15 protein-coding genes are annotated in these 16730 nt (G+C 65.5%); 10 read left to right on the forward strand and 5 right to left on the reverse strand.

Annotated elements, in window-relative coordinates:
- Positions 1 to 28 precede the first annotated feature (28 nt).
- The 4 genes from ACPXCG_RS03895 to ACPXCG_RS03910 are packed head-to-tail and all read right to left on the reverse strand — an operon-like array spanning position 29 to position 5069.
- A complete protein-coding gene (locus ACPXCG_RS03895) occupies positions 29 to 1192 on the reverse strand; it encodes a thiolase C-terminal domain-containing protein (RefSeq protein WP_425789249.1) in 1164 nt (387 codons plus the stop codon).
- The gene (locus ACPXCG_RS03900; RefSeq protein ID WP_425789251.1) at positions 1189 to 2361 is read right to left on the reverse strand and encodes an OB-fold domain-containing protein; all 1173 of its coding nucleotides are present in this window, start codon (positions 2359 to 2361) and stop codon (positions 1189 to 1191) included. The genes ACPXCG_RS03895 and ACPXCG_RS03900 overlap by 4 nt, the downstream gene beginning before the upstream one ends.
- 12 nt (positions 2362 to 2373) lie before the next feature.
- Complete coding sequence (locus ACPXCG_RS03905) at positions 2374 to 3579, reverse strand: CaiB/BaiF CoA transferase family protein (protein WP_425789253.1); 1206 nt, start codon at positions 3577 to 3579, stop codon at positions 2374 to 2376.
- Entirely contained in the window at positions 3576 to 5069 is a 1494-nt protein-coding gene (locus tag ACPXCG_RS03910) for an aldehyde dehydrogenase family protein (RefSeq protein WP_425789255.1), read from the reverse strand. The genes ACPXCG_RS03905 and ACPXCG_RS03910 overlap by 4 nt, the downstream gene beginning before the upstream one ends.
- 232 nt (positions 5070 to 5301) lie before the next feature.
- On the opposite strand from ACPXCG_RS03910, the gene ACPXCG_RS03915 reads away from it, so the two are divergent.
- The 10 genes from ACPXCG_RS03915 to ACPXCG_RS03960 all read left to right on the forward strand — a co-directional run bounded on the left by ACPXCG_RS03915 (position 5302) and on the right by ACPXCG_RS03960 (position 15337).
- The gene (locus ACPXCG_RS03915) at positions 5302 to 6108 is read left to right on the forward strand and encodes a TauD/TfdA dioxygenase family protein (protein WP_425789257.1); all 807 of its coding nucleotides are present in this window, start codon (positions 5302 to 5304) and stop codon (positions 6106 to 6108) included.
- Positions 6105 to 6812 carry an SDR family NAD(P)-dependent oxidoreductase gene (locus tag ACPXCG_RS03920; RefSeq protein ID WP_425790485.1) on the forward strand — a complete coding sequence of 236 codons (708 nt, stop codon included), beginning with the start codon at positions 6105 to 6107 and terminating at the stop codon, positions 6810 to 6812. The genes ACPXCG_RS03915 and ACPXCG_RS03920 overlap by 4 nt, the downstream gene beginning before the upstream one ends.
- Before the next feature lie 84 nt (positions 6813 to 6896).
- Positions 6897 to 7757 (forward strand): mycofactocin-coupled SDR family oxidoreductase, encoded by an 861-nt coding sequence (locus tag ACPXCG_RS03925; protein ID WP_425789259.1) that lies wholly within the window; start codon positions 6897 to 6899, stop codon positions 7755 to 7757.
- 59 nt (positions 7758 to 7816) lie between these two features.
- On the forward strand, positions 7817 to 8032 hold the full coding sequence (locus ACPXCG_RS03930) for a ferredoxin (protein ID WP_164307280.1): 216 nt from the start codon (positions 7817 to 7819) through the stop codon (positions 8030 to 8032).
- A 27-nt stretch (positions 8033 to 8059) separates the two neighbouring features.
- Positions 8060 to 9424 carry a cytochrome P450 gene (locus ACPXCG_RS03935; RefSeq protein ID WP_425789262.1) on the forward strand — a complete coding sequence of 455 codons (1365 nt, stop codon included), beginning with the start codon at positions 8060 to 8062 and terminating at the stop codon, positions 9422 to 9424.
- 5 nt (positions 9425 to 9429) lie between these two features.
- The gene (locus ACPXCG_RS03940) at positions 9430 to 11091 is read left to right on the forward strand and encodes a thiolase C-terminal domain-containing protein (protein WP_425789264.1); all 1662 of its coding nucleotides are present in this window, start codon (positions 9430 to 9432) and stop codon (positions 11089 to 11091) included.
- Entirely contained in the window at positions 11088 to 11996 is a 909-nt protein-coding gene (locus ACPXCG_RS03945; protein WP_425789266.1) for an alpha/beta hydrolase, read from the forward strand. Before ACPXCG_RS03940 ends, ACPXCG_RS03945 begins: the two co-directional genes overlap by 4 nt.
- Before the next feature lie 23 nt (positions 11997 to 12019).
- Positions 12020 to 12844, forward strand: coding sequence for an NAD(P)-dependent oxidoreductase (locus ACPXCG_RS03950; protein ID WP_425789268.1), 825 nt, complete (start codon positions 12020 to 12022; stop codon positions 12842 to 12844).
- Positions 12837 to 13631 carry an NAD(P)-dependent oxidoreductase gene (locus ACPXCG_RS03955; RefSeq protein ID WP_425789270.1) on the forward strand — a complete coding sequence of 265 codons (795 nt, stop codon included), beginning with the start codon at positions 12837 to 12839 and terminating at the stop codon, positions 13629 to 13631. The genes ACPXCG_RS03950 and ACPXCG_RS03955 overlap by 8 nt, the downstream gene beginning before the upstream one ends.
- Before the next feature lie 104 nt (positions 13632 to 13735).
- Positions 13736 to 15337, forward strand: coding sequence for a GMC family oxidoreductase (locus ACPXCG_RS03960; protein ID WP_425789272.1), 1602 nt, complete (start codon positions 13736 to 13738; stop codon positions 15335 to 15337).
- 196 nt (positions 15338 to 15533) lie between these two features.
- On the opposite strand, the gene ACPXCG_RS03965 is transcribed toward ACPXCG_RS03960, so the two are convergent.
- Entirely contained in the window at positions 15534 to 16721 is a 1188-nt protein-coding gene (locus tag ACPXCG_RS03965) for a cytochrome P450 (protein ID WP_425789274.1), read from the reverse strand.
- Positions 16722 to 16730 lie beyond the last annotated feature (9 nt).

The raw sequence follows: 16730 nt of genomic DNA on the forward strand, positions 1-16730 counted from the left end.
GACCACACAGAGGTCGTGCGCCCGCACGTCACGGGTTTCGATCCTGACTCAGGATCGTGACCGCCGCAACCGATGTCGGGCCACCCACATTGTGCGCCAATCCTATCCGTGCCCCGTCGACCTGATTCACCGCCGAACCCCGGAGCTGTTCGAACAGTTCGACACACTGGCCGATGCCGGTTGCCCCCGGTGGATGCCCCTTGGACTTCAGACCGCCACTGGTATTCACCGGCAGCGATCCCCCGATCGTGGTGTCGCCCGCCTCGAGGAGCTTGTATCCCTCGAACCGGTTCGCGAAGCCGAGATCCTCGTAGCTGATGAGCTCGATGCCGGTGAAGAAGTCATGGACCTCGGCGACGTCGACGTCAGCCGGGGTGATGCCTGCCATGGCGAACGCCCGTTGCGCGGCTCGCACCGTCGCCGGGAAGGTCGTCAGGTCGGTCTTGTGCTGGTGCATCATCGAATCCAGCCCGAGACCCACACCGGCCACCCACACCGGGCGGCTGGTGTAACGGTCGGCGATGTCCTCGGACACCAGGATCATCGCGGCGGCGCCATCGCTCAGCGGCGCGCAATCGTAGACGCTGAACGGTTCGACCACGGTGGGCGCCGAGAGCGCTTGCTCTGCCGTGATCTCGAACTGCAGTCTGGCCTTGGGATTGTTGGCGCCGTGCCGATGGTTCTTGACCGCGACCATGGCCAGATGTTCCCGGGTGGCTGGTGATTCGTGAAAGTACCGGTTCACGTGTAGGGCCACGCCGGCGGGGGCGACGAGGCCCAGTGGATACTCCCACGCCATGTCCCGCGAGATCGCCTCCCACTCCCAGACGACGTTCTTCGACGCGGTCTCGCGCAGCTTGTCGGCACCGGCGACCAGAGCCACATCCACCGCGCCCGACCCGATGGCATACACCGCATTGCGGATGGCGTCGTTCCCGGTGGCGCAGGAGTTCTCCACCCTGGTCACCGGGATTCCGTCGATGCCGAGCGAGTCGGCCACGATGCCAGATGCGAAACCGTCCGTCGCACCCACCGCGCCGAACCACGCGGCCTCGATGTCGTGCTTGTCGATCCCCTTGTCCACCGATGCAACGCAATCCGCGAACGCCATCGGGACGAGATCCTTCACACCGAGTGCGAAATGCTCCGCGAACGGGGTCATTCCGGCCCCGACGACCGCGACCTTCCTCATGCTGCCACCTCTTCGGGCTCGAAGGCGTACCCGTAGTCGGGCACGCCGGATCGGATGGCCAGGCGGCGCAGTACGAGCCTGCCCCGATCGCCGATACCCACCAGTCCCACGTGCGCTCCGGCCACCTTCACCAAAGCGCGGACGCCCACGTCGTCGAGCTCGACGAGGACGAGAGAGTAGGGCGATGGCAGGCCAGGCACCGGAACATGCACGGTCGCCTCTGAATACACGACACCGGCCCGAGGCAACGGGACGAGTTCGTAGTCGGTACGCAGGGCGCCGTCGGTGCCCACGTGATAGCGCGGCGGAAAATCGAGTACCTCGCTGTCGGTGAACTTCCCGGCCTCCCACCGCACCTTGGCCTCGAAGGCCCGCTCGTACGCGGCCAGCGAGATGCGGAGTTCGTCGTCCGACGCCACCGGTTCCTCCGATTTCGGACGTGGCGCCAGCTCGCGCCGGTACACGGCGACCGGAGCTGCGGCGACCGAGATCCCCGACAGGCTCGCCTGCTCGACGGCGACGAGACTCCCGGACAATCCCTGCTCGGCCATCGCGGCCAGCGCGAACAGGCCCGAGCTGGCGCCAACCGTCGGGACCTCCGCATCGACCTCGGCAAGCCGAGCGGCCGACTTGCGGTCGACGCCCGCCACGACGGTCGGCTTCTCCAACCACGATGCCGCCAGCGACGCGACCAGCCCGCGGTCATGCAGCAATCGCGGGTCGCCGTAGTCGTGGACGGCTCCGGTGGTGTTGCGGGTGCGCACCGGCAGGCTCCGTGCCACCCGTGCGCTGGTCCGCACGTTCAGGCCGCGATCGGCGGTCAACACCGCTGCGGCACCGGCAGGTTCGAGGTCGACACCGATCACCAGCGTGCGCGACCGAGCCGAGCTGAGTGCGTCCAGCGTCGCCGGCGCACCACCGAGGCGCTCGGTGACCTCGAGTTCCGGGTCCAGGTCCAGGCCTGCCAACAGAACCGCCGCGTTGCTGCTGTCCGTGAGCGGAAGATCACGGCTGACCAGCACCACCGAGTCCACCGAAGCACCACCGCTCAGTGCGGCCCGCCCGGCCTCCACGGCCAACGTGATGGCGTCCTCGTCGTCACCGGCGACGCGACGGTCGACGACACCCCAACACGGGAGATAGGTTCCGATGGAGGTGATGTTCGGCATCGTCGGTTCCCGTCAGGTGACCGCGCCGGCGGTCTTCAATTCGATGATGCGGTCCCAGTCCAACCCGAGTTCCTGGAGGATGTCGTCGGTGTCCTCGGCGAATCCCGGAGCGGCGGTGACCGACGACGCCTCGACGTCGAACTGGACGGGATTGCCCACCAGCTCGAGGTCACCCGCGTTCACGATGTAGTCGTTGGCCCTGATCTGCGGGTCGTCACCGACCTGCCGAGAATCCTGCACCGGCGCCCATGGGCCCGCGAGGGTGGCGAATCGTTCTGTCCAGTCCGCGAGCGTGCGCTCGGCGATCACCTCCCGCAGGATCGCCACCGCCTCGGACGTGTTCTCCGCCAGCAGTTCTGCGCTGGCAAACCTCGGATCCTCGGCAAGCTCGGGACGCTCCACGTGTTTGCACACATCCGGCCAGAACTTCGCCGCCTGCAGCATGACGAACGAGATGTAGCGGTCGTCCGCCGTTTTGTAGAGCCCCGAGAGCGGATTGGTCGGCGATCCGTGGCCGCCCTGTGCCGGCGCCTCCATCGGCTTGTCGAGATGCAGCGAGAGCGCCACGGTGTGACCCATCGACCACAGGCCGCTCCCCAGCAGCGAGACGTCCACCACCGACGGCTCACCGGTCCGTTCCCGCTTGAGCAGTGCGGCGGCGATGCCACCGGCGAGATTGGTCCCCGAGATCGTGTCGCCGAACGCCGGACCCGGCGGGCTGATGAGGCCCTCGGTGTCGGGCGGTGTCAGGGTCGCCGCGATACCGCCGCGCGACCAGAAGGCGGTCATGTCGTAACCACCCTTGTCCGACTCAGCACCCCTCGGGCCGAGCGCGCTGCCTCGCGCGTAGACGATCGACGGGTTCACCGCACGGATGTCGTCGACGTCGATCCCGAGCCGCGCACGCGGACCGGGCAGAAAACTGGTGAGGAAGACGTCGGCCTTGCGCACCAACTCGTAGAGCACCTCTCGCCCCTCCGGGCGCGACATGTCGATCCCGATGCTGCGCTTGCCGCGATTGGCATGCTCGACATTGGGATTGAGGTCGCCTTCGACGCGGAACGTGCCGGTCTGGCGGAGTCCGCGCTGCGGGTCACCGGTCACCGCGTGCTCGACCTTGATGACCTCGGCCCCCCACTCGCGCAGGACCGCGCCGGCCGACGGCACGAATCCGTACATCGCGACCTCGAGGATGGTGAATCCCTCCAGCGGTTTCACGATTCCACCGCCTCGGCGAACGCCTTGATCTCGGTGAACTCGTGCAGGCCTGCGACGCCCATCTCCCGGCCGATGCCGGATTCTTTGTACCCGCCGAACGGCACGTCGGCAGAGAAGTAGTTGCCGCCGTTGATGCTGAACGTGCCGGTCCGGATCGCTCGGCCGACGGCGGCACCGCGGGCCGAGTCGGTGGTGAGGACGCCGCCGGACAACCCGTACCGCGAATTGTTGGCGATCTCGATGGCATGCTCGTCGCCGTCGTGCGGGATCATCGCCAGCACCGGACCGAAGACCTCTTCCTGAGCGATCTCGCTGTCCGGGTCCACTCCGGCGAGCAGTGTCGGCGCATAGAAGTATCCGGGGTCGATGCGGGTTCCGCCACGCACCAGGCGGGCGCCGGCCTCGACCGCACGCTGAACCAGCCCGTCGACCTTGTCGCGCTGTCGCTCGCTGATCAACGGACCCATGTAGGTCTTGTCGTCGGTCGGGTCCCCGACGGTCACGTGGTCGAGCATCGCCCCGACCATCTCCGCGAGCTGGTCGTGCTTGTCGCGTGGCACGATCAACCGGGTGGTCAACGCGCATCCCTGGCCCGCATGGCTGCAGATCGTGAACGCCGCGAACTGCGCGGCCTTCATCAGATCGGCGTCGTCGAGAACGATCAGCGCAGACTTGCCACCGAGTTCGAGGAAGACTCGCTTCAGCGATGACGCTGCGTCGGCCATGATCTGCTTGCCCACCGGCGTCGATCCGGTGAAGGTCACGACGTCCACGTCGGGATGGGCCACCATCGTCTGCCCCACCTCGACCTTCGACGACGTGATGATGTTGACGACGCCTGCCGGGATATCGGTGTGTTCGGCGATGATCTCACCCAGCGCCAGGGTCACCAGGGGCGTGTCCGGGGCCCCCTTGAGCACCACGGTGCAACCCGCTGCCAGTGCGGGCGCGAGCTTGGCCAGCGCCAACTGGTTCGGGTAGTTGTAGGCGATGATCGCGGCCACCACGCCGGCGGGTTCACGCTCGGTCCACCGGCGGTGCTGTTGCCCACGGATCTCGATCTCGCCGAGATCCTCGGTGAACGAGTGGTTCTCGAGGAGATCGGCGTAGTAGCGGACGATCTCGATCGGCGCGTCGAGTTGATTGCCCTTCGTGAGCATCTTGGTGGCGCCGACCTCGGCGATCGTCAGATCGCGCAGTTCCTCGGCGTTGTCGAGCAGCGCCTTGTGCAACTGATCGAGGCACCGCGCGCGGAGCGCCACATCGGTGGCCCACCCGGACTTCTCGAACGCCGTACGTGCCGCGGCGATCGCCGCCGTCGCCTGGTCCACGTTCGCGTCCGGCGCCGAGCCCAACACATCCCCCGTTGCCGGGTTGATCGTCTCGAAGGTCGTCTCCGACGTGACGAGCTGCCCGTCGATCAGCAGTCGCTTCTGGATACCGCCGGAAATCCGACTCGCATCGACCGCACTCGAGCCGCTGGTCGTCATCGTGTCCTGGGCCACCACACGCCCTCCCACTCCATTGTTGAAAATGTCATTCTCGTATATGACTAACGTCACATTCGCATAGAATCCTCCCGTGCGCAAGGTCGCGAGGTGACCGAACACTCCATCGATGCAGGTACCCGAACTCAGCTTTCACCACCGGCCGAACCGTCCGAACTCTTGCCGATTGCTATTTTGCGAGAGTACCGTTCTCACACATGGAAGGGAGATTCTTGTGATCCAGACCTCAGCCCTCACCCCCGCGATGGGTGTCAAAGTCACCGGCGTGGACGACCTCCGCGATCCCGCGGTGATCGGACACTGCCTCGAGGCCTTGAAGTGGCGCGGCGTCCTGTTGATACGCGGCATGCACCTCGACGACGACGGCCAGGTGGCATTCAGCAAGCAACTCGGACCGGTCCTCGCCCCCGCGGGCAAGGAGGTCTTCATCGTGTCGCTCGACCCCGCCAAGTCGCGGTCGGCCGAGTACCTGAAGGGCACCTTCAACTGGCATATCGACGACACGACCAACGACGTCCCCGCGAAGGCCACGATGCTCACGGCGCGCCACGTGGCGATGGTCGGCGGCGGAACCGAATTCGCGAGCACGTACGCGGCGTACGAGAACCTGCCCGAGCAGGACCGTAAACGGTACGACGGCCTGCGCGTGGTGCACAGTTTCGAGGCATCCCAGCGACTCGTGAATCCCGACCCGAGCGATGAACAGGTCGCGGCGTGGCGTCAGCTCCCGTCACACGAGACCTCCCTGGTGTGGCAGCGCCGCGACGGACGCCGTTCCCTGGTGATCGGTGCGACCGCCGACCACATCGTCGGGATGCGACCGGAGGAGAGTCGCGAGCTGCTCGACGAAGTCCTGGCCTGGTCGACGCAGGAGCGGTTCAGCTACGTCCACGAGTGGGAGAAGGACGACGTCGTCATCTGGGACAACACCGGAATGCTGCACCGCGCGCTGCCGTACGACCCGTCGTCGGAGCGCTTGATGCACCGCACGACGATCGCCGGAGACGAGGCATGGGGGTGAAGACCGCAATCGTCACCGGCGGCGCATCGGGCATCGGCCTCGCCGTCGCCGAGCGCCTCCGCAGTCAGGGCTACCACGTCGGCACCATCGACCTCACCACCACCTCGGACGATCCGTTGGCCCAGGCCGCCGACGTGACAGACCGTCAACAGGTGGACAGCGCGTTCGCGGCGATCCGGGAAGCGCTGGGTCCCATCACGATCCTGGTCAATGCCGCCGGGGTCGACGGCTTCCAGAAGTTCACCAAACTCAGTTTCGACGAGTGGCACAAGGTCATCGACGTCAACCTCAACGGGGTTTTCCACACCATCCAGGCGGCGCTGCCCGACATGCTCGAGGCGAAGTGGGGTCGAATCGTCAACATCTCGTCGTCGAGTGCGCATTCCGGGCAGCCCTACATGGCGCACTACGTGTCGGCCAAGTCGGCGGTCAACGGACTCACCAAGTCCCTGGCACTCGAACTCGGCCCCAACGGCATCACGGTCAACGCGGTACCACCGGGCTTCGTCGACACCCCGATGCTGCGAAATGCCGAGGGGCTCAAGCGTCTCGGCGGAACGGTCGACGATCACATCCAGCGCACACCGGTGCGTCGCGTCGGACGTCCGGAAGACATCGCGGCTGCCTGTTCGTTCCTCATCTCCGAGGACGCGGGCTACATCACCGGACAGATCCTCGGCGTCAACGGGGGCCGGAACACCTGACCAACTGATTCCCGGAGGCATTCGGGAATCATCACTCATCTGCCGCGATCTCCGAGAACGTGGCACCACAGAAGGAGATTCGACATGGGACGCGTTCAGGACAAGGTTGCGTTCATCACCGGCGCCGCGCGCGGACAGGGCCGTAGCCATGCCGTGCGTCTGGCCGAAGAGGGCGCCGACATCATCGCCGTGGACCTCTGCAAGAACATCGACACCATCGGCTACCCGATGGCCAGTCCCGAAGATCTCGAGGAGACCGCCCGACTGGTCGAGAAGGAAGGACGGCGGATCGTCGCCATCGAGGCCGACGTCCGCGAGGCGTCGCAACTGCGCAGCGCACTCGAGCGCGGCATCAACGAGCTCGGCAAGCTCGACATCGTCGTGGCGCAGGCAGGCGTGGCCGGGATGAAGGGTGAACCGGCCACGCAGGCGTGGTGCGACGTGGTGGACACCAACCTGATCGGCACCATGAACGCGGTGCAGGTCGCGCTGCCCCACCTCCGCGAAGGTGCATCGATCATCGCGACCGGATCGATCGCGGCCCTGATGGACATCAGCAAGACCGACGTCCCCGGCAAGGACCTGGGCGGCGTCGCCTATGTCTTCTCGAAACGAGCTCTCTCCCAGTACATCCACGAACTGGCGACGCACCTCGCACCCCAGGGCATCCGCGCGAACGTCATCCATCCCACCAACTGCAACACCGACATGCTGCAGAGTGAGCCGATGTACCGGTCCTTCCGGCCCGATCTGGAGAACCCCACCCGTGAGGACGCAACGCCTGCCTTCTATGTGCAGCAGGCGATGAAGACGCCCTGGATCGAACCCTCTGACATCAGCAACACCGTGCTCTACCTCGCCTCCGAGGAGGCGCGCTACGTGACCGGTATGCAGATGCGCGTCGACGCCGGCGGCTACCTCAAGTGGTACGACTTCAAGATCTGAGAACCACCGCATGAACCACAGCCCAGCAACACCTTTCACCCACCGATAGGAGGACGATCGTGAAGGTTCACATCGACGGCGACCGCTGCCAAGGACACACCCTCTGCGCCATGATCGCTCCCGAGATCTTCGAGCTCAGCGACATCGACGGCCATGCCTCGCCGGTCTCCGAGGACGTACCGGACGGATTCGAGGACAAGGTCCGCGAGGCCTCACGATCCTGCCCGGAACAAGCGATATCGGTGTCCGAGCGCATCTCCTCGGGCACCGAGTGATCCGACACGACGACAGGAGACGACACGATGAGTCTTGACAGCGTCACAGACGACGACGCGCGAAAGCGGAATCGTTATCCCTTCGACCGCCACTCGACCGAATATCGAGAGAAGTTCCTCGAGACCACGCAGGAGATGCACGAGAAGTGTCCGGTGGCGTGGAGCGACACTTACGGAGGCCACTGGGTCGCGGCGAGCAGCGAGGCCGTCTTCGAGCTCGCGCGATGCCCATACGTGTCCAACGATCATGACGTGCGCGACGAGCGGAGCGGCTACAAGGGCATCAGTATCCCGACCGCCGACCGCGCGTCGGGCGTCCGGGGGGGCATCCTGGAGATGGACGAACCCGAACACAAGTTCTTCCGCTCCATCCTGAACCCGTATCTGGCACCCGCGGCAGTGAAGCGGTGGATTCCGTTCATCGACAAGGTCATCCACGCGTGCATCGATGAGAAGATCGAGACCGGTCACATCGATTTCGTCGACGAGCTGGCAAATGTCGTACCGGCGGTCCTCACTCTGGCGATGCTCGGCATCCCGGTGGAGAAGTGGACGATCTACAACGAGCCGGTCCACGCCGCGGTGTACACACCGCCGGACTCCCCCGATGCGCCTCGCGTGGCGGAATTGCACCGGCAGCTCGGAATCGACCTGATCACGAATCTCTTCGAGATCAGGGAGAATCCACGCCCGGGACTGATCAACGCGGTGGCCAACGCGAGTGTCGACGGCGGCGCTCCGGACGACATGGAGTTGCTTGGGATTCTGAGCCTCGTGATCGGTGGCGGCTTCGACACCACGACCGCTCTGACCGCGCATTCACTGGAGTGGCTCTCGGAGAACCCCGACGAACGCGAACGTCTCAGCGCCCACCGCGACGAACTCCTCGACGGCGCCACCGAGGAGTTTCTTCGATACTTCACCCCCGCTGCCGGCGACGGACGGACCATCGCCGAGGATTTCGAGGCCACTGACGGCACCGATTTCCGCGAGGGTGACCGTCTCTGGCTGTCCTGGGCGATGGCCAACCGCGACACCGAACTCTTCGAGGATCCGAACCGCGTCCACCTGGACCGGACCGGCAACCGTCACTTCAGTTTCGGCCTCGGTATCCATCGCTGCATCGGATCGAACGTCGCCCGTACCGTTTTCAAGCGCATGGTGGTCGCGGTGCTCGACCGGATGCCCGACTACCGGTGTGATCCTCAAGGCGCGGTGCACTACGACTCGATCGGTGTCATCCAGGGGATGCGCCACCTGCCCGCCACGTTCACTCCCGGACCGCGGACACATTCGAGTCTCGCGGACACCCTCGTCGAGGTCCAGAAGATGGTGGAGGACGAGAATCTCGCCGAACCTCTCGCCCTGACCCGAGCGCAGCAGAAAGGGTAGGGCGAGTGCCCGAGACCCCCACCCGGCCCCTTCCCCAGCTGACGCCGGCCAACGAGTTCTATTGGAAGTCCGGCGCGGACGATCACCTGCGGATCCAGGAGTGCACCGGCTGCCGGGAACTGCTCCACCCGCCGCAGCCGGTGTGCCGCCACTGTCACGGGACCGAGCTCGGCGAACGTGTGGTGTCCGGCCGCGGTATCGTCGCCGGTTTCACCGTCAATCAACGGTTCGCGCTGCCCGGGCTGTCGCCGCCCTACGTCGTCGCGCAGGTCGCGCTGGCCGAGGATTCACGAATCCGGCTGACCACCAACATCATCGATTGCGAACCCGAGGATGTCTTTCTCGGGATGGCCGTCGAGGTCGACTTCCTGAACATCGAGGATGTCTGGCTCCCGCTCTTCCGCCCCAGCGCCGATCAGCCGTCCGAACCCGCTGAGTTGCCCGACGACGAGATCGACCCCACCGATTTCGCCCGGCACGTCCGCCCAATGGTGACGACCGAGAAATTCGAGGACAAGGTCGCACTCACCGGCGTCGGGATGTCGCAGATCGGCAGGCGGCTGATGAGACCGCCACTGTCTCTGACGATCGAGGCCTGTCAGGCGGCGGTCGCCGACGCAGGCCTCACCATGGCCGACATCGACGGCATCGCCACCTATCCCGGTGGCGGCAACGTGGGCGGCTTCGGCGAAGGTGGCGTCACACCGGTGGAAGCGGCACTCGGGCTCCGGCCGACCTGGCACAACGGCGGCATCGAGACCTTCGGTCCGGGAGGCTCGGTCATCGCGGCCATGCTGGCCGTCGCCGGCGGCCTCGCGCGACACGTGTTGTGCTACCGAACGGTGTGGGAATCCACCTACGGCGAACTCATGAAGAACGGCACGATCGTCCAACCATCCGGGCGGACATCGAGTTGGATGGTGCCCTTCGGTGCGACCTCCGCCGCACACACCCTGGCGCAGAACGCGCAACGCCACTTCCATCGGTACGGGACGACCAAGGAGACCCTCGGCTGGATCGCACTCAACCAGCGTGCCAACGCCGGGCTCAATCCGACCGCGGTGTACCGCGATCCGATGACGATGGACGACTACCTCGGCGCCCGTCCGATCACCACTCCGTTCGGGCTTTACGACTGCGACGTCCCGTGCGACGGTGCGGTCGCGGTGATCGTGTCCGCCGTCGAGACCGCGAACGACCTGGCACGGCCCCCGATCCTGGTCGAGGCCGTGGGCACCCAGATCATCGACCGGATGGATTGGGACCAGAGCACATTGACCCATGAGCCACAGGTGCTCGGTCAGGCGGCACACCTGTGGACCCGGACGTCGATGACACCCGAGGATGTCGACGTCGCCGAGCTCTACGACGGATTCACGGTGAACTGTCTGTCCTGGATCGAGGGCCTCGGCTTCTGTGGGATCGGCGAATCCAAGGAATTCCTCGACGGCGGGAAGAACATCTCGCTCCAAGGGCAGATCCCGCTCAACACCCACGGCGGACAGCTCTCCCACGGCCGCACGCACGGCATGGGATTGCTCCACGAGGCCATCGTGCAATTGCGCGGAGACGGGGGTGACCGACAGGTCACCGATGCACGGGTCGGCGTGGTCAGCACCGGGGGCCTCACCCCGAGTGGGGTGCTGCTGCTCCGGAGTGCGACATGACGGCTGAACCGTGGCTCGACGATCTTGACGGAACTGTCTCGGCGCACGTCGTCGAGGTCGACGGCGTACCGATGTCCGGGATCGTCGCCCACGCCGCCGATCCCCGGGGCGTGATCGTTGCCGTGCACGGTGGCGCAACAAGAGCCGGCTACTTCGACTGCCCCGGTCATCCGGCCAACTCGTTGTTGCGCGTGGCGCAGTCGGCGGGCTACACCGCAATAGCACTCGACCGGCCGGGTTACGGAACCTCGCGGCCATTCGCAGATCAGATGGACACCTCCCGCCGCGTAGACCTCGCCTACGGTGCCGTCGCCGAGTTCACGGCGGGCCGATCGACCGGCGAGGGTGTCTTCGTCTGGGCTCATTCGGCCGGTAGCGAGCTGGCGGTGCGCATGGCGGCCGACGCCGAGCGCGGCGCGGCACTGCTCGGCCTCGAGCTCGCCGGAACCGGCCTGGAGCACCAGGCGGTCGCTCGCGAGATACTCGGCGGCCACGAACGCAACGCTGCCCCGGCAGGCGTCCGCAAACTGCTGTGGGAACCGGCGTCGTTGTACTCACCGGACGTGATCGGTGGCGCAATGATCGCCTCCAGGACGCCACCATTCGAGGGTGCCGAGCTCCGCAGCTGGGCGCGGGTGACCTTTCCGGCGCTGGCCCCAGCGGTGCGCGTGCCGGTACATTTCACCGCTGCCGAGTTCGAACGGGTCTGGCGACGGGACCCCGAAGCGCTCGCCGAGATCACTGCGTTGTTCTCGGCGTCTCCCCGGGTTGTAGCCGACGAGTTCGTCGGGGGCGGCCACAACCTCAGCCTCGGACACACGGCTCGGGCCTATCACCTGAGCGTCCTCTCGTTCATCGAGTACTGCGTCGCCCGGCATACGCATCCAGATCTTCCGACACCGTGACCACCGACCGAACGGAGCAACGCATGCGCATCGGATTCATCGGCCTCGGCAGCCAGGGCGGCCCGATGGCCCAAAGGATCATCGACGCCGGAGAAGACGTCACTCTCTGGGCCCGACGCCCGGAGACCCTCGACCCCTTTGCCCAGTCCGGCGCCAAGGTCGTCGGCAGTCCTGCGGAGGTCGGTGCCGCAAGCGACGTCGTCTGTCTGTGCGTCGTCGCCGACCAGGATGTACTCGAGGTGGCCTGCGGTACCGACGGCGTACTGGACGGACTCGCCGAGGGCGGGATCATCGTCGTCCACAGCACCGTGCACCCGGATACCTGCCGAGAACTGGCAACTCGCGCAGCGAAAACCGGTGTGCGGATTGTCGATGCACCGGTCAGTGGCGGTGGTCGTGGTGCCGAGGCCGGCACCTTGCTGGTGATGGTCGGTGGCGCGGACGAGGACGTCGCACGGTGCGTACCGGTCTTCGAGATCTATGCGAACCCGGTCGTCCACCTGGGCGGCCTGGGGGCCGGGCAGACCACAAAGCTCCTGAACAACCTACTGTTCACGGCGAACATGGCGACAGTCGTCGACACCCTGGCCCTCGGTGAGTCACTCGGAGTCGAGCCCGGCCGGCTGGCGGACGTGATCATCAAGGGCACGGCCCGCAGCTTTGCCCTCGAATCGATTGCCGCCTCGGGTGGCACCATCGAACGCATCGCTGCCCATGCCGGCAACCTGCTCCGCAAGGACGTCGGGCTCGTCGCCGATATCGCCGGTCCCGAGAAGACCTCCGGAAACGCGACTTTCGCGGCAGCACAGGCCACCCTCGGCAAGATCGCGGAGCTGACCCATGGCTGACGTCGCGGTCATCGGTGTCGGCCGCATGGGCATGCCAATCGTGTCGCGGCTGGTCGCCGCCGGACACCGGGTGTCCGCACTCGGCCGACGCCGCGAAGTGAGCGAGCAGATCACCGCTGCAGGCGCTCGGGCGGCCTCGGAGATCTCCGACGTGGTCACCGGCGACACCGACGTCGTGCTCATCGTCGTACTCACCGATGAGCAGGTTCGTGACGTCTGCCTGTCCGGCGATCTCCTCGGACGGATGAAGGCGTCGGCCACAATTGTCGTCCACACCACCGGCAGCCCCAACACGGTCGAAGCCATCGCCAAGGCCGCTGCCCCACACGGGATATCGGTCATCGACGGCGCCGTCAGCGGTGGACCACATGACATCGCGGCGGGAACACTGACCATCTTCGCAGGCGGTGACGAAAGCACCGTGGATGCGGTGAACCCGGTGCTGGGCGCCTACGCGGAACCGATCATGCACGTCGGCGGGCTGGGTTCGGGGCAACGGGTCAAGCTCGTCAACAATACGATGTTCGCTGCCCAGATCGGTCTGGCCCGAGCCGGTGTCGAACTCGCGGCTCGCCTCGGCGTGGACGAGGCAACATTGCTCGCCGCCCTCCCCCATGCCAGCGCCAACAGTCGCGCTCTCAGCGGCATCGCCAGGTACGGGTCGGTCGATGCCTTCACCGAGGGTGTGTGGGAGTTCGTCGGCAAGGACGTCGAGGTCGTGCGCAGGGTGACAGCCGAACTCGGTGGCGACCTCGGAGATCTCAGCCCACTGATCCCCTCTCGATAGCGACCGGCTCACGCACGAAGGGCATCGGCGAAACCGGTATCGTCACGGAACCGTCTGCTGTACGCTCGTACAGCAGACGCCGTTTCGAACACCAGGGGTAAGCGATGTCCACCTTCGACTACGTGATTGCGGGTGCCGGAACCGCAGGGTGCGTTCTGGCGAATCGGCTCTCCGAGGATCCTGCGGTCACAGTCCTGCTGATCGAAGCCGGCGGCGGTGACCGGAACCCACTCATAAGCATCCCCAAAGGCGCCGGAATGCTGTTCGAGAACGAACAGTACATGTGGCACTACTCGACTACGGCGTTCGGACCGAATCCGCACTCGGAGAACTGGATGCGAGGAAAGGTGCTGGGAGGTTCGAGCTCCGTCAACGGGCTCATCTACAACCGTGGGAACCGTCGCGACTACGACGAACTCGAACGATTGGGCAACAAGGGATGGGGCTGGGACGAGATCCTGCCCATCTTCAAGTCATTCGAAGACAATGAATTCGGCCCGTCCCCCACCCGCGGTGCCGGCGGCCCGTTGCACATCTCGGTACCACGCGATCCCGACCCACTGTGCCAGGAGATGCTTCAGGCCGGGGTCAACGCCGGTCTGGCCGAGGTCGAGGATCTCAACGAATCCGACAGCGAACGCATCGGCTATGCCACGTCGACGATCAAGAACGGACGCCGGGTGAGCGCCGCCCGAGCGTTCCTCAAACCCGTCGCGGGTCGCCCCAATCTGACCGTCGCGACCCACACCATGGTCGACCGAATCCTGTTCGCGGACGGCACAGCGACCGGCGTGGCAATGACGGGCCCGTCCGGATGCGGAGAAGCCCGGGCACGACGAGAGGTGATCCTCTCCCTGGGAAGTCTCAACAGTCCCAAGTTGCTGCAACTGTCGGGAATCGGTCCACGAGAAGTACTTCGGAACGCCGGAATTGAGGTGATCGTCGCAAGCGAGAACGTGGGTAACGGGCTGCGCGAACATCGCTGCGCGACCATGCGCTTCGAGCTGAAGGACGATCTCGGCTACAACAAGAGACTGTCGAGCAACGTCGGTCAGGCACTGACCGGCATCCGGTACCTCGCCACGCGCAAGGGGCCGCTGGCTGCACCATCGTTCGATCTCGTCGCCTTCGTCAGGTCCCGCCCCGATGTCGACCGTGTGGATGGCCAGCTCATGCTCGGCCCCTGGACGATTCCGCCGTACAACACCGGTGAGCCCGTGGCGATCGAGCGTCAGGCGGGTGCATCGTGCTTGGGCATGACCCTGCGCCCCACCTCGACCGGGCGATGTCAGATCACCTCAGCCGACCCCGGCGCACCCCTTCTCATCGACCCCAACTATCTGGGCACCGACCACGATCGGCAGGTCACCGCGGATCTGATCCGCCGAATGCGGGACATCTTCGACCAATCGCCCATCGCCGATCGAATCAGCCACGAAACCTATCCCGGCACAGCCGTTCAGAGCGATGAGGAACTCGTCGATGCCGCTCTCGACGGCGGCTACTGCGGCTACCATGCCATCGGCAGCTGCGCGATGGGACCGGATGACGACGACGTGGTCGATTCCCTTCTCCGCGTCCGTGGCATCGCCAACCTCCGCGTTGTCGACTGCTCCATTCTCCCGACCATGGTGGCCGGAAACCTGAACGGACCGATGATGGCCATGGCGTGGAGAGCCGCCGAATTCATCAAGACCGACCAGTGACGTCGAGACCGATCCGGCGGCGGTGATCCCGTCGGGCACTGGTTCCGAAAAGCTCTCAGCCCACGGCGAAGCCCGCGTCCACCCGCAGCGACACTCCGGTGACGTCGCGTCCATCATCAACGATGCACTCGCCCCGATTGTGTTCCAGAACCGACGGAGGTTGATGGATTCCTGGTGCGGTCCCGACCCTACTCACTCATGCGATCACGGCGGGCATGGTGTCCCAGCCCCGTACGGTCGAGGTCCGGGACCGCCGAGCGTTGGCCAGGTCGACCTCCCACTTCGGGAACCGTTTGAGGACCTCCTCGAGTGCCACCCGGCCCTCCAACCTCGCCAGAGGAGCTCCCAGGCAAAAGTGGGTGCCCTTCCCAAATGTCAGGTGCGCTGACGACTTTCGATGGATATCGAAGGAGTTGGCGTCGTCGAAGTGGCGCTCATCCCGATTGGCGGAGGCCAGCATGAGCAGCAGCGCACTGCCTTCCGGGATCGTCTGACCGTGAAACTCGACGTCCTGCTCAGCGCAGTACCGAGCCACATGTGGCCCCGGGGGCTCGAACCGCAGCAACTCCTCGATCGCCGACCCGATCAGTGTCGGATCCTCGACGAGCTCCTGACGTTGGTCGGGGTGCTCACCGAGCACCTTCCCCATCCACCCGAAGAGTCGACCGGTGGTCTCCACACCGGCGCCGGCGATCACCGCCAGGAAGATCAGCAACTCGTCAGTGCGAAGATGACGGGTCTCGCCGGTTTCGTCGACGAACTCGATGGCCAGCAGCTCGGTGATGAGATCGTCCGATGGGTTCTTCTTTCGCCAGGCCACATAGTCGGTGAACATGTCTCCGTCGAAATAGTGGTCCTTCTTGACCGGCAGAGGCTCCCCCGGCTTGTTGCGCAGCACGGCATGAGCCTTGGCACGCACCGACGGTTGATCGGCATCGGGAATCCCGACCAGCATGCCGATCGTCCGCATCGGCAGTTCGGCACCGAGATCGACGACGAAGTCGAAGCGATCGCCGCCGACGAGCGGATCGAGGCAGGCCGCACAGAACGTCCGGACCTTCGCCTCGAGTTCCCGGATCTTCTTCGGGGTGAACATGCGCGACACGAGTTTCCGGTGGATTGTGTGAACCGGGGGGTCTTCGTTGATGAAGACCCCTGGTGGCATGACCGGGTCGGCCTTGACGACCTCCAGGATGTCGCCCTTCTTCGAACTCAGCCCGACTGGGTTTCGCAAGGCCGAGTCCACGTCCGCAAACCTGCTCAGACCCCAGAAGTCATGACGATCGTTGTAGTAGACGGGCTGTTCATCCCGCAGCCGTTGATACGTCGGATACGGATCCAGGTCGATCTCGACGTCCCACGGGTCGTAGTACAAGTCGTTCACGAAGACCTC

The sequence above is a fragment of the Gordonia sp. DT218 genome, assembly GCF_049847105.1.
Taxonomy (GTDB): domain Bacteria; phylum Actinomycetota; class Actinomycetes; order Mycobacteriales; family Mycobacteriaceae; genus Gordonia.